Origin of the sequence: Nanhaiella sioensis (assembly GCF_046557775.1) — a bacterium.
GTDB lineage: Bacteria > Bacillota > Bacilli > Bacillales > SM2101 > Nanhaiella > Nanhaiella sioensis.
Genome location: NZ_JBKAEG010000001.1, coordinates 3,491,069 through 3,504,408, shown reverse-complemented (window position 1 = coordinate 3,504,408; position 13,340 = coordinate 3,491,069). Strand labels below are relative to the sequence as shown.

Sequence of the window (13,340 nt, the reverse complement as noted above, 5' to 3'; positions counted from 1 at the left end):
ACTGTTCAATAGAACAACATCTCATTTATATCCTCATCTTGATGTTCTAATTTGTTAACAATACAACAACGGTTACGACAGAATCCTTAGATAAAAAGATTCCATTGTAGTAACAATTATTTTTTCCTTAACTCTTCATGTGCATTCTCTACAACTTTTTCAATAACTTCAGTATGAAATTGGTCAACTTTCTGGTCTGTTGCAGACCATTTAAGATGAAGAAGGAATTCTATATTCCCATCACCACCTGTTATTGGAGAAAATGTAACATCCATAACATCATACCCTTGCTCATCTGCAAATTGAACAATTGCATTTAATACTGATAGATGAACATTTTTATCCCGAACGATTCCCTTCTTGCCTACGAATTCTTTACCTGCTTCAAATTGAGGTTTCACAAGGGCTACTACATCACTATTTTCCATAAGCAATGTTTTAAGTACAGGGAGTATTAAACGTAAAGAGATAAAGGATACATCTATTGATGCAAAATTTGGCATTCCATTTGTTAAATCTGTTGGTTTAATATAACGAAAATTCATTCTCTCCATCACGATAACTCTTTCATCCTGCCTCAGTTTCCACGCCAATTGATTATAACCAACATCAATGGCATAGGATAGCCTTGCACCATTTTGCAAAGCACAATCAGTAAACCCTCCTGTAGATGAACCAATATCAATCATCGTTTTATGTTCCACAGTTATATCAAAGTATTTTAGTGCTTTTTCAAGCTTTAACCCGCCTCGACTAACATATGGATGATCGTTCCCCTTCACAGATAAATGAATCGTAACATCAACTTTTTCACCAGGTTTATCGAGTCTAATTTCGTTTGAATAAATTAACCCTGCCATAATCAAGCGTTTTGCTTTTTCTCTGGACTCAGCTAACCCACGTTCCACTAATAACACGTCTACTCGTTCTTTCTTAACTTTCATTCTTTTATGCCCTTTTTTGAATTTTAGGTATACTTTTTCTTATTCTATCTGCGACTGCTTCACTGGTCAGCCCAATTTCTGCCAATAAGTCTTTTACACTGCCATGCTCTATAAATCGATCCGGAATTCCCATTCTCTCAATATGCGCGTCATAAAAGCTTTGGTCGTGCGCAAATTCTAGAATAGCACTGCCAAAACCACCTTGCAACACAGCTTCTTCAACTGTTACAATCGGTATCTTTCTTTTCAATATTGTTGTTAGCATCTTTTCATCGAGAGGCTTGATAAAACGTGCGTTAACGACTTGTACTGAAACATTCTCTTTCGCTAACATATCGGCTGCTTCCAAAGCCATTCCGATCGTCGTACCAAATGTTAATATAACAGCATCGGATCCATCCTTAAGAATTTCCCAACTACCAATCGGTATTGCTTTCAATTCTTCGTCTAAAGCAACACCTAGACCATTACCTCGTGGAAAACGAAGTGCAATTGGGCCATCATCATACTGTATTGCAGTATGAACCATATGTTGGCCTTCATTCTCATCTTTCGGCATCATCAGCACGATATTAGGAATATGACGGAGAAAAGCAATGTCAAATACACCTTGATGTGTTTCCCCATCAGCACCTACTAAACCAGCACGGTCAATTCCTAAAAATACATTTAAGTTTTGTCGGCAAATATCGTGGACGACTTGGTCATATGCTCTCTGTAAGAATGTAGAGTAAATCGCTAAAAAAGGCTTCATCCCTTGTGTTGCTAAGCCAGCTGCCATCGTGGCAGCATGCTGTTCAGCGATTCCTACATCATACATACGGTCAGGAAATTCACTAGCGAAGCCTTCTAACTTCGATCCTACAGGCATTGCGGGTGTAACAGCGACAATTCTATCATCGTTGCGTGCTAATTTACGAACCGTTTCACTAACTAAACCACTCCAAGATGGAGGCGTATTCACTGGTTTTATTAAATCACCAGTTTCTATCTTGTATGGCCCTGTTCCGTGCCATGTACCAACTTTATCAGATTCTGCTGGGTAATAGCCTTTTCCCTTTTTGGTAATGACATGTAGAAGAACTGGACCTTCAGTTTTTTTAGCATAATGAAGATTTTCGAATAAATCTTCATAATTATGACCATCTACTGGTCCTAAGTAGGTGAATCCTAACTCCTCAAAAAACACTCCAGATACTAGCAGGTACTTAAGACTATCTTTGACACGTTCTGCTGTTGTTGCAAGTTTCCCCCCTACTGATGGGATTTTCTTCAATAGCATCTCTAACTCATCTTTTACCCAATGGTATTTACCTGCTGTCCTAAGCCGACCTAAAACAGTATGAAGTGCACCTACATTCGGTGCAATAGACATCTCATTATCGTTTAAAACTACAAGAATATTCTTTTTTTCATGACCGATATGGTTTAGTGCTTCTAGAGCCATACCACCTGTAATTGCACCATCACCAATGATTGGTATAATGATGTCATTAGTTTTCTTTAGGTCTCTAGCTAATACCATTCCCATCGCTGCAGATAATGATGTTGAACTGTGACCTGTTTCCCAAACATCATGTTCACTTTCATTCATTTTCGGAAAGCCACATAAGCCTTGATATTTTCTAAGCGTATCAAATTCATTGGCACGGCCCGTCAATATTTTGTGAACATAGGACTGATGACCGACATCCCAAAGAAATTTATCCTTAGGGCTGTCGAATACTTTGTGTAAGGCGATCGTCAGTTCAACAACTCCTAAATTGGGTCCAATATGACCACCGGTCTTCGAGAGCTTTCCAATTAAAAACTTACGAATTTCTTCAGTTAGTTGTTCTAGTTCGTGACTTGATAAGTTTTTTAAAAAACGAGGATCTTTTATTGTCGATAGATCCATAGGACCACTCACCTTCATCTGGTTTTTCTTTGCTTGTTTTTCTTCTTTTTATCCTTTAATAGTTCAATATTAAACTTTTCTTCAAGAAAATAAAACAACTTACCAACTTGAAAAATAATCTCTGTAGAATATGCAAGTGCTAGTGATTTCCCCATTGCTTTTCCACCAACCGTCAATGCAGCCACTACACTTGTAAAAATCACTGATACAATAATTTGGAAAAACGAGCCTTCATTATAATGAAAAGATACAGTGAACTGGACAATCACTACCGCCGAAGCAGTTCCACTAATAATTCCAGATATATCACCAATTACATCATTACAGAAGCTCGCAAATTTATCTGCATTGCGAACGATTCGGATCGCTGGTTTTGCTCCATTTATTTTTTTTGAAGCCATTGAATGAAATGGCACTTCGTTAGCAGCAGTAGCAGCTATTCCTATCATATCAAAAAATATTCCAGTTAATACAATTGCTAAAACGATGAGCATGCCTAATCCCCAAGTTACGCCGCTTAACATACTTGTAGATACAACTGAAAAAAGAGCCGCTAACACAAAAGTGATAACGGCAATCCCCATGCTCCAATTTATTGATTGTCGAAAAACTTGTTTCATGTGGTATACTACACCCTATTCAACCGTATTTCCTATCTTATATTCAAACATAAATGTCAATTTATTATGTATAGTAGGGTGGTCATGAAAAGAGTAAAAATTACGGCTTAGGTCCAGTAGGTTTTCCCAAGCAAGTACCAAGCGTTGCCACTTTGGCGGTTTCCCTTCAAACTTGTTTTAGCTATGTCACCATATGCTAGACTGGATTACCACTTAGTCCGTACTATAATCCTCTTTTCATGTCAATGGAACAGTCTAGGAGTTTTCCTCAACAAACCTTAACCAAATCCTTATCCTCTTTTGCAGAGATGATTTCATATGGACTGATGAGGCATATATCAATGGCCAACTGATGTATACCTTAAACCATAATCCCCTCAAACTCCACTCAAGGCAGGCTACGCTGCTTGTAATTTGACTTACAGTGACAGGTTCATTCCCCATCCCATAGATTTAATAAATCTACAAGTATGGGCCTCCGCGGAAGCTGGGTCAACGCCCACATGCCATTGTGGATCGCCCAGCAACCTTAACTCCCAGCACCAACCCAAGGCTGGGCGCCTCAAGCCGACACAAGGAACTTCATCGATATGCCCTTTGGCGGATTTTTAGGCCCGCCTTCAGGAACGGTGGTTTGACTAGAATACTGCACCACCCCTAGCTAAAATTAAATATACCATAAAATTAAGTATTTCTCAATTGATCGTAATTTTAAGCTTAATTTTCCCTAGTTGCAATAAGATCACATATATATTCTAGAATATCATGATTGATATTCGCTTGCTGTAATTTAAACTTTGCATGAGTGATGTGGAAAGACAGTTTTTCTTTTGCACCACTCAAGGTTAATAAAGCTGGGTATGTCATCTTATCCAGTTCTTCATCACTACCTATAGGCTTCCCTATTTTGTCCTCAGAACCTTCAATATCTAATATGTCATCCCTTATTTGAAATGCCAATCCAATATGCATTGCGAATTCTTTCAGAACACTTAATTGCGCATCTGATGCTCCTGCAAGTATAGCTCCAGCAATCACACTGTAAGCAAGGAGCTTACCTGTTTTGTGCTTATGAATATATTCCAACGTCTCGATTGAAGGTGTTTTTCCTTCACTTTGTATGTCAGCAACTTGACCACCAACCATACCTTCGGGCCCTGCAGCTTGAGCGAGCTTTGTTATAAGTAACAACTTGACTTCAGGTGATACCGATGGATGGTTTATGTCAGCAATTAATTGGAAACTATATGTCAACAATGCATCTCCTGCTAAAATAGCCATAGCTTCACCAAACACTTTATGATTCGTAGGGTTTCCTCTACGCAAATCATCATCATCCATGCTTGGGAGATCATCATGAACTAGTGAGTATGTATGTATTAATTCTATTGCAACCGCCACATCAATTCCAAGATCTTCATTTTTGTTAAAAGCACGTAATGTAGCAAGTAACAACATTGGTCTTAGCCTTTTTCCACCAGCTTGAAGAGAATAATTCATAGATTCCTTTAAAATGTCAGGTGAGGACAATGCTTGTATGCCAGTTAATAAATTTTTTTCAATAACTTTTTTTTGTTCCGACAAATATTCTGCTACTTCTACTTGCATGTATGTCACTCATCCTCTCGAATAGTGAAAGGTTCAAGCTCACCGTCTTCACGAAGTATTTGATCCATTTGTTTTTCTACATTTTGTAGTTTTTCATGACAAAATGATGAAAGTTTCATACCTTCTTTAAAGAAATCAATTGCCTCCTCCAGAGGAACATCTCCTTCTTCAAGTTTCTCAACAATCTTTTCAAGCTGCTCCATTGCTTGTTCAAATGTTATCTCCTTATTCATCTATCATTCGCTCCTCTACACTGCAAACTTCACAAGCTACTTTACCATCTTTCATTTGTATTGTTAGGCTATCATTCACTTTTACTCTTTCAACACTTTTTACTATAAGATCATTTTTATCATAGACTAGGCTAAATCCTCTATCCATTACTTTCAGTGGACTTAAAGCATCTAATTTAGAAACATTAGAGGTAAATAAGAGTTGCTTTTGCTTTACAACATTTTGTATTTCTTTTTGAAGAGCTTTTGTTGTTAAAGAATGTTGCTCCAATGATTTATGAATTATTTCTTTAGGATGCTTTTGGATTAAACGTTTCATTAAATGCTCGGCACTGTCTTGTTTCACGCTAACTAATCGGCTAGCTGAACGTTTAAGCTGTTCTAGCATGCGATCAAGCTCTTGGTTTTTTTGGGCATAAAGTTGTTGTGGATACCGAAATGCATATGATTTTTTCATATGACTTAATTGATCTGCTTCATTAACTAGCCTTTGTTTCATCAACTTTATAAGACGGACTTTATTTTGTGATAACCGTTCAGCAACGTCGGATAATTTAGGCACTGCCATTTCAGCTGCTCCTGTGGGAGTAGGTGCTCTTAAATCTGCAACAAAATCTGAAATCGTAAAATCTGTCTCATGACCTACAGCAGAGATGACTGGTATCGATGAAGCAAAGATTTCCCTTACAACGCTTTCCTCGTTAAACGCCCATAATTCTTCAATTGAGCCCCCACCTCTACCAACGATTAATACATCTAAATATGCTAGTTGATTCGCATATTTTATTTTTTCAACTAGTGATTGTGGTGCATATTCACCTTGTACAAGAGCTGGTAATATTATTACATTCGCTATAGGATAACGCCTTTTAATAGTAGTTAATATATCTCTAACTGCAGCTCCAGTCGGGGAAGTTATAACACCAATGTTTCGTGGAAACTTAGGAATATTTTTTTTGTGCTTAGATAAAAATAGCCCTTCCTCATCAAGCCTTTTTTTTAGTTCTTCAAATGCAGTATACAAGCTACCTATGCCATCAGGTTCCATTTCTTTAACGTAGACCTGATATGATCCACTGGATTGATATACCGATATTTCTCCCCTGAGTAACACCTTCATACCATTTTCAGGTTTATATTTTAACGTGCGATTTTGCTTAGCAAACATGACTGCTTGAATTTTTGCTCCCTCATCTTTTAAGGTGAAATACATATGTCCACGGCTATGCAAGGTGAAGTTTGAAATTTCACCTTTTACCCATATATCTTGTAAATGAGGGTCAACATCAAACTTACGTTTCACATATTTTGTTAACGCAGTTACTGTTACAAATTTTTTTTCACCCATATAACAAAAACCCCTTGGAATATTGTTATGTCCTATTTATCGAATTACTTATTTTTGATAACACACCATTTATAAATTTCCCAGACTGTTCATCGCCAAAAAGCTTGCCTAATTCAATTGCCTCATCAATACTTACGTTTGTTGGTATTTCATCTATATACATCATTTCAAACACCGCAATGCGTAATATGGACCGATCAACATTTGCTACCCGTTCTATCGTCCAATTCTCTAAATGCTTACGAATATGTTCATCTATCTCAGCCTGGTGCTTTGCTACACCTATGACTATTTCTTCTAGGAAAGGATCGCTATGTTGTTCACCAATTACATTGTCAATAGCTTCCTTTGATTCAATATCACTTATGTCAATTTGAAATAATGCTTGTAGTGCCTTTTTTCTAGCAGTACGACGTTTCATAACTTCCTTCTCCTTTATAAACTTTACTACAACACGTACCATTATTTTATGAATGTTGTCAAATAGTAACTATATTGTCGATTTATCATAACATGATCATAACACAATTCAAACACCTTAGTACAATCACCTAAAGTAGAAGAGCATTGATCATCCCTGACAAGCGCTGAAGTCATATACTGGAGCTAGACACCAAGAAAAGAGTGGTGACGAGCAAAAAAAAGACTAGTGGAAGATTGTTTCTTTAACCTTCTTGAGCCTTTATGACCCCGAGCAGGTTGCACATCGTACTAGATCTCTAATACGAAAAACATCTGCAATTCTTGGATACGATAAAATGTGTTTACCCTAACTTTCTGGATGAGCTCTGAAGTTGATTCACTACAGTATATTTGAACATCAAGTAAGCAGTCGAAGTTTGTATTCCATCTCATTGAAACTAAGGTCAATAACACACTCTAACATATACTAAAAAACGCAAAAATAAGGATCAAACCACATTACTCCTAAAACCTTGTATAATATCTTCAGAATCACTCATTATACAAAGGTAGGTAGCGGGTTTGACCCTTTTTAGTCATTAGTTAATTTTTCAAACGATAATAACAATAGTTTGTAGCTGTATTAAAGTTCTTCTATTTCAGTCTCTTGTGTAGGGTTCTCAAATTGAACTCCTACTACGTGAATGTTAACTTCATCAACATCCAAAGCAGTCATATTCAATAGTGTCTGACGCACGTTGTCTTGTACTTGATGAGCTATACTCGGGATCGAAACTCCAAACTTCACCATACAGTACACGTCTATTGAAACACCCTCTTCAGTGAGTTCAACCTTAACACCTTTACCATGATTTTTTATACCTAGCCTCTCAACTACTCCAGAAGCAAAGTTTCCTCGCATTTGTGCAATACCCTCAATCTCAGATGCAGCTATGCCTGCTATAACCTCAATTACTTCAGGAGCAATTTCGATTTTCCCTAAACTATTATTCCCTTGGTTCATTTCTAATAAGTTGCTTTCCATTTTAATACACCTCCTATATTTTTATTTATTGCCCATTACATCATATAATTCAAGAAATTTAGTATTAAAATTTCCTTCTACAAATTTTTCATGTTCTAACAAATTCATATGAAAAGGTATAGTTGTATGAACTCCTTCGATTACAAATTCCTTTAATGCCCTTTTCATTCTATCAATTGCTTCATCTCTAGTTTTTCCATAGGTAATTAATTTTGCTATCATTGAGTCATAATATGGTGGAATCATATACCCAGGATATGCTGCCGAATCTACACGAACCCCGTAGCCTCCTGGCGGTAAGTACATATTAATTCTTCCAGGTGAAGGCATAAAGTTCTTCTCAGGATTTTCTGCATTTATCCTACATTCAATTGACCATCCAGTATATGTAATGTCTTCTTGGGTGTATGCAAGCTTTTCTCCAGAAGCTACACGGATTTGTTCTTTTATTAAATCAACTCCTGTTACCATCTCTGTAACTGGATGCTCAACTTGAATCCTCGTATTCATTTCCATGAAGTAGAACGCGTTTTCGTTATAGTCAAAAATAAACTCTACCGTTCCTGCTCCTGAATAGTTTACAGCTGCAGCCGCTTTAACTGCTGCACTTCCCATTCGTTCACGTATTTCTTCATTTAGTGCAGGTGACGGTGTTTCCTCTACAAGCTTTTGGAGACGACGTTGAATCGAACAATCACGTTCACCTAAATGAATGACATTTCCATAGTTATCGGCTAATACTTGAATCTCTACATGACGAAAATCTTGAACATATTTTTCAATATAAACTCCAGAATTCCCAAACGCAGTTGCTGCCTCTTGTTGAGTAATGTTGATACCATTTATTAATTCTTGTTCATCTTCTGCGACACGAATGCCTTTTCCTCCACCACCCGCTGTCGCTTTGATAATAACAGGATACCCAATGTCGTTAGCTAATCGTACTGCTTCATCCGTACTATTAATTATACCTTGGGACCCAGGTACAATTGGAACATCAGCTTCCTTCATAGTCTCTCTAGCTACATCCTTAGTACCCATTTTGTTGATCGCTTCTGGGCTTGGACCAACAAATGTAATATTACATTCCCTGCATAGATCAGCGAAATCTGCATTTTCAGCTAAAAAACCGTAGCCAGGATGAATAGCATCACTACCTGTAAGTGTTGCTACACTAATAATATTTGTAAAATTTAAATAGCTATCTTTTGACGCGGTAGGTCCAATACAATAAGCCTCGTCTGCCATTTGTACATGTAATGCGTCACGGTCAGCCTCAGAAAATACTGCAACAGTTTCTATTCCCAACTCTGTACATGCTCGAATGATGCGTACAGCAATTTCACCCCTGTTTGCAATTAATAATTTTTTTATCATTCGTCATTCTCTCCTGTTCTACTCCATCCTCTTTGTTCTCTTATTGAAAACTCACTTACACAGGCTTCACAAGGAACAAGGGCTGACCATATTCTACAAGTTGGCCATCTTCTGCAAGAATGTCTACGATTTCTCCTTTTACTTCTGCTTCAATTTCATTAAATAACTTCATTGCCTCTACAATACAAACTACTGTGTTGTTTTGCACACTATCACCTACTGAAACGTATTTGTCACTATCAGGTGATGGAGCAGCATAAAAAGTTCCAACCATTGGAGAAGTAATCTTATGTAAATCTGTATGTTCTTCAATATCTTTTCTTTCTTTTTCCACGCGTACGTTACTGCTTTCAGCGGTAACTTCTGACACCGGACTTGAACTTAGTTCAGTTGTTGGTGCAACAGGTTGATGCTTTTGTGCTTCCTCAACAGCAATGTTACTAATGATTTGTTTAGTAACGGTCCCTTGTTTTTTCATTTTAATTTTTGAACCTTCATTCTCATAAACAAATTCGTCAATATTTGATTGGTCAACTAGTTTAATTAATTCTCGAATCTCTTGAATTTTCAACATATGAGCACTCCTTATTTAACTTATACTTGTTTCTAGTATCTCATACCATCATCATACGATAGACACCTATTTCAATTCAACAGTTTAACAACATTCGTATAAAAATTATTCTACACTATTTTCTTTAAAGTACGTAAAAACCCAGCTGGCGCTTATGCCGGCTGGGTTAAAAAATATTTTTCCACTTACATTTATATTACCTTTACAAATACTATTAATCAGTTACCTATGTTGTTTTTTATGGATTGTGCTTAACTAGCACATCTTTCCTTTCTTGAAATTCCTCATTCACCTTCTTGATGATCGCATTAGCCTCGCTCGCAGATAAAGCTTCTGCCTGCACAGTTACTTCCACATTATTTCCATTTGTCTCAACAAGTGCAGCAACATAGCCCATGGACTCAATTAACACTTCTAATGTATCTTCTTTTGCACTTAATGTTTCAAGTTCCTCAAGTTTACTTGCTGCCTCGTTAATTTGAGCAATCGTGGCAGTTTTTGAAGCTGCAATGTCTTGTAATTTCTCCATCTCTTTACTTCTTATATCTTGTAGCTGCATGCGTTTTGCTATAATCCAATCGTCAGCAGACAAAGTAAGAGAATCTTCTTCCAATCCTTCTACCATATCGCTCATACTTCCTTGTTCACTAATTTCTACTACAGTTCCAGATTGTTCTTCTTCTACCATCTCTTGATTAATAAAAGCTAAATCATTTCTCGTTCCGCCATCACTAGTAATATAATATACAGATAATATTAGAACCAAAGCCACCATCGTTAACAACCATACAGTTTGTTTTTTTAAAAGCATCTACTCATTCCCCCTCAGATTTTTTCGGCAATACTTCTACTCTATGACTAGGTACATCTAACAATTTTATAACTGCATCCTTCACCCTTTTTTTAGCTTGCATATCTTCTAACTTCGCAACTACTAGAACCCCACGAACTTTAGGCTTTTTCGTTGTTAAAACAATAGGTGTCTCCTTCTCACCGTCTCGTATAATTATGGCTTGTTCATCAACAGACCAATCTTCTACTTCTCTTTTTCCACCTTCTCTATCAGTCTCTTTTGTCGTTTGGGTCGATGTTGTAGTGCTTTTCTCTAGCACATTTATTTCAGTTGAGTCTAAGTTAACACTCACTGCTACATCTCCTACACCCTCTACCTGTTCTAATAGATCCTTTAATTGATTTTCATAGTTCGTCTCATAATCACTCATTGATTCATCTTGCGTATTTTTCGCGCCAAAAACAGGTGTATCCTTTTGCTCTTCAGTTAACAAAGATGGATTCGTATATGAAGCTTCTTCACTAGGAAACATCACATTATTTAATAGTATTAAAACGACACCCAATACTAACAATATAAGTACATATATATACTTAGATTTTGTTTTATCATTGCTACCATTATTTTTTGAAAGGAAGTTTTGTATCCATTGTATAAACCCTCTATTTTTCTCCACTTGTTAACTACTCCCCCCTTCCATTTGTACATGTATGAGTTCTGAATCAATTTCCCATGCGTCCGATAAATGCTTAGAAATATCTTGTTCTGCTACTGACTTGTTATTTTTCTTCATTGGTTGGGAGGTATTTATACTAATTGATTTCACAACTGGAACTGTAACTCCATCTGCATGATATTTTGTCACCATCACTTCGACTCCGGTTACTGTGTCATCAGTAAGAAAGATTTCTATATCTTGAATCATGTATCCATACGTTTCTATCAACTCCTCTTCCACATCTTCTTTCATTTGGACAGCCGTTTGTTCTAAAATATATGCACGATGTGATGCTTGTATTTCTTTTTTCTTCATTTCAATTTCATTTTCTAACATTTCTTCTTGAAACTCTGATTTTGTATTCATTGATGAAAAGATTTGGTCGATGTCTGTTGACAGTAGTTGAAGAAGTGGGGTAATTATAATTGTAATTAATAATAAACCAGTGACCATTTTGACATATTTTTGTATGCTAGTATCCGGAATTAATAAATCTATGACTGTTGCAAGAAGAAGAAACAAGATGACATTTGTAATCCATTCAAGCAAAAACTCCACATCATTCACCTCATCAGCTATAAAAAACTACCTCACCATCATAGTCATATTTCCAACTGCAATAATTACTGTAATACTTAGAAAAAACATAAGTGATACGATTGCTAAAGCAGCAAAAATATAGATAATACTTTTGCTAATAATATCTAAGCAATCTATAACAGGACCACCGCCAATAGGTTGTATCAAAGCTGCAGTCAATTTATAAATAACTGCTATTGATAATATTTTCAGCGCTGGGAATACCGCAATTAATAACAATATTGCTACTCCAACTATACCGACAGTGTTTTTTAATAGTAAAGATGCACTTATGACTGTATCAGTCGTTTCAGTGAAGATCCGACCAATGACAGGGACAAAATTGTTTGTTACAAATTTAGCAGTACGAATAGTGATTCCATCTGTCACCGCAGAGGATGATCCTTGAACTGAAATAACGCCTAGAAATACAGTTAAAAAAGTACCGAGTAAACCAATGCTTATGCTTTTTAACAATTGAGCCAACTGCGTTACTTTATAATGGTCAGTTAGTGTACTTACAATACTTAATAATGCAGATAAGAATAATAGGGGTAGCACAATATAATTTATTAATAAACCACTTGTGTTCATCAAAAAAAGAATGATCGGATGAAAAAAAGCAGCTGAGATAATGCCTCCAGAAGTAGCAATTAGTGCTAGTAAAAGCGGAATTAACGCAATCATGAAATTCGTCATGACTTCTATTGCCTCTTTCGTAAATTGGATAACAATATGAAAGCTGTTTAAAGCAATGATGATTAGCACCATATATACGAGAGCATAAGCCACTTTACTAACCGTTTGCTGTTCAAAAGCATTTTGAACTGTTTGCAAAAACATACTTAAAATTGTTAGCATTAGTAAAGTTCCTAATAGCTTTCCATTTGCGGCAAGTTCGTAAAATAAAAATTTTACTAACCCCATTAACCACTGTTGAATTGAGAATTCTTTCTCACCACGGACAAAATCAAAAAAACTACCTTTTTGGCTTTCAGGTAAAAAGCCACCATACTTCGTCACTATTTCATCCCAAAACTGTTTAATTTCTTCAATCCCAAGTGCCTCCAACTGTTGATCAACAAAATCTTGTTGAGGGGAAGATGCTTGTACATTATTCGGAAAGAAAAAAAACAAAAACAAAGCTGAAGCGCAAAATATTAAACATAGTTGCTTCAATTTGTTTACCTCCTACACAAAGT

Annotated in this window: 14 protein-coding genes; all 14 read right to left on the bottom strand. The window is 36.4% G+C overall.

Features of this window, described 5'->3' with window-relative positions:
* Positions 1-116: 116 nt before the first annotated feature.
* The 14 genes from V1503_RS16255 to spoIIIAE all read right to left on the bottom strand — a co-directional run bounded on the left by V1503_RS16255 (position 117) and on the right by spoIIIAE (position 13,317).
* A complete protein-coding gene (locus tag V1503_RS16255; protein ID WP_410628225.1) occupies positions 117-944 on the bottom strand; it encodes a TlyA family RNA methyltransferase in 828 nt (275 codons plus the stop codon).
* Between the two features lie 4 nt (positions 945-948).
* Positions 949-2,841: a 1-deoxy-D-xylulose-5-phosphate synthase gene (gene dxs, locus V1503_RS16250; RefSeq protein WP_214480209.1), complete on the bottom strand. Its 1,893-nt coding sequence runs from the start codon at positions 2,839-2,841 to the stop codon at positions 949-951.
* A gap of 14 nt (positions 2,842-2,855) precedes the next feature.
* On the bottom strand, positions 2,856-3,461 hold the full coding sequence (locus V1503_RS16245; protein ID WP_214480210.1) for a hypothetical protein: 606 nt from the start codon (positions 3,459-3,461) through the stop codon (positions 2,856-2,858).
* Between the two features lie 717 nt (positions 3,462-4,178).
* Positions 4,179-5,069 carry a polyprenyl synthetase family protein gene (locus V1503_RS16240; protein ID WP_410628222.1) on the bottom strand — a complete coding sequence of 297 codons (891 nt, stop codon included), beginning with the start codon at positions 5,067-5,069 and terminating at the stop codon, positions 4,179-4,181.
* A gap of 5 nt (positions 5,070-5,074) precedes the next feature.
* Complete coding sequence (locus tag V1503_RS16235; RefSeq protein WP_214480212.1) at positions 5,075-5,302, bottom strand: exodeoxyribonuclease VII small subunit; 228 nt, start codon at positions 5,300-5,302, stop codon at positions 5,075-5,077.
* Positions 5,295-6,650 carry an exodeoxyribonuclease VII large subunit gene (gene xseA / locus V1503_RS16230; protein ID WP_410628219.1) on the bottom strand — a complete coding sequence of 452 codons (1,356 nt, stop codon included), beginning with the start codon at positions 6,648-6,650 and terminating at the stop codon, positions 5,295-5,297. Before xseA ends, V1503_RS16235 begins: the two co-directional genes overlap by 8 nt.
* Before the next feature lie 25 nt (positions 6,651-6,675).
* On the bottom strand, positions 6,676-7,071 hold the full coding sequence (gene nusB, locus V1503_RS16225; protein ID WP_214480214.1) for a transcription antitermination factor NusB: 396 nt from the start codon (positions 7,069-7,071) through the stop codon (positions 6,676-6,678).
* Positions 7,072-7,695: 624 nt separating this feature from the next.
* On the bottom strand, positions 7,696-8,097 hold the full coding sequence (locus V1503_RS16220) for an Asp23/Gls24 family envelope stress response protein (protein WP_320256878.1): 402 nt from the start codon (positions 8,095-8,097) through the stop codon (positions 7,696-7,698).
* A gap of 21 nt (positions 8,098-8,118) precedes the next feature.
* Positions 8,119-9,474, bottom strand: coding sequence for an acetyl-CoA carboxylase biotin carboxylase subunit (gene accC, locus V1503_RS16215; RefSeq protein ID WP_410628216.1), 1,356 nt, complete (start codon positions 9,472-9,474; stop codon positions 8,119-8,121).
* 55 nt (positions 9,475-9,529) lie between these two features.
* Positions 9,530-10,048, bottom strand: coding sequence for an acetyl-CoA carboxylase biotin carboxyl carrier protein (gene accB / locus V1503_RS16210; RefSeq protein ID WP_320256877.1), 519 nt, complete (start codon positions 10,046-10,048; stop codon positions 9,530-9,532).
* A gap of 238 nt (positions 10,049-10,286) precedes the next feature.
* Positions 10,287-10,859, bottom strand: coding sequence for a SpoIIIAH-like family protein (locus V1503_RS16205; protein WP_214480218.1), 573 nt, complete (start codon positions 10,857-10,859; stop codon positions 10,287-10,289).
* A 4-nt stretch (positions 10,860-10,863) separates the two neighbouring features.
* Positions 10,864-11,517: a stage III sporulation protein AG gene (gene spoIIIAG / locus V1503_RS16200; protein ID WP_214480219.1), complete on the bottom strand. Its 654-nt coding sequence runs from the start codon at positions 11,515-11,517 to the stop codon at positions 10,864-10,866.
* A 3-nt stretch (positions 11,518-11,520) separates the two neighbouring features.
* Positions 11,521-12,117, bottom strand: coding sequence for a stage III sporulation protein AF (spoIIIAF, locus tag V1503_RS16195; protein WP_214480220.1), 597 nt, complete (start codon positions 12,115-12,117; stop codon positions 11,521-11,523).
* Between the two features lie 27 nt (positions 12,118-12,144).
* Positions 12,145-13,317 (bottom strand): stage III sporulation protein AE, encoded by a 1,173-nt coding sequence (spoIIIAE, locus tag V1503_RS16190; RefSeq protein ID WP_320256876.1) that lies wholly within the window; start codon positions 13,315-13,317, stop codon positions 12,145-12,147.
* Positions 13,318-13,340 lie beyond the last annotated feature (23 nt).

What these genes read in the sequence shown, in the direction of transcription:
- accB (WP_320256877.1), bottom strand. Translation starts at nt 10,048, where the DNA reads ATGTTGAAAATTCAAGAGATTCGAGAATTAATTAAACTAGTTGACCAA.
- V1503_RS16240 (WP_410628222.1), bottom strand. Translation starts at nt 5,069, where the DNA reads ATGCAAGTAGAAGTAGCAGAATATTTGTCGGAACAAAAAAAAGTTATT.
- V1503_RS16205 (WP_214480218.1), bottom strand. Translation starts at nt 10,859, where the DNA reads ATGCTTTTAAAAAAACAAACTGTATGGTTGTTAACGATGGTGGCTTTG.
- V1503_RS16245 (WP_214480210.1), bottom strand. Translation starts at nt 3,461, where the DNA reads ATGAAACAAGTTTTTCGACAATCAATAAATTGGAGCATGGGGATTGCC.
- V1503_RS16255 (WP_410628225.1), bottom strand. Translation starts at nt 944, where the DNA reads ATGAAAGTTAAGAAAGAACGAGTAGACGTGTTATTAGTGGAACGTGGG.
- accC (WP_410628216.1), bottom strand. Translation starts at nt 9,474, where the DNA reads ATGATAAAAAAATTATTAATTGCAAACAGGGGTGAAATTGCTGTACGC.
- nusB (WP_214480214.1), bottom strand. Translation starts at nt 7,071, where the DNA reads ATGAAACGTCGTACTGCTAGAAAAAAGGCACTACAAGCATTATTTCAA.
- xseA (WP_410628219.1), bottom strand. Translation starts at nt 6,650, where the DNA reads ATGGGTGAAAAAAAATTTGTAACAGTAACTGCGTTAACAAAATATGTG.
- dxs (WP_214480209.1), bottom strand. Translation starts at nt 2,841, where the DNA reads ATGGATCTATCGACAATAAAAGATCCTCGTTTTTTAAAAAACTTATCA.
- V1503_RS16220 (WP_320256878.1), bottom strand. Translation starts at nt 8,097, where the DNA reads ATGGAAAGCAACTTATTAGAAATGAACCAAGGGAATAATAGTTTAGGG.
- V1503_RS16235 (WP_214480212.1), bottom strand. Translation starts at nt 5,302, where the DNA reads ATGAATAAGGAGATAACATTTGAACAAGCAATGGAGCAGCTTGAAAAG.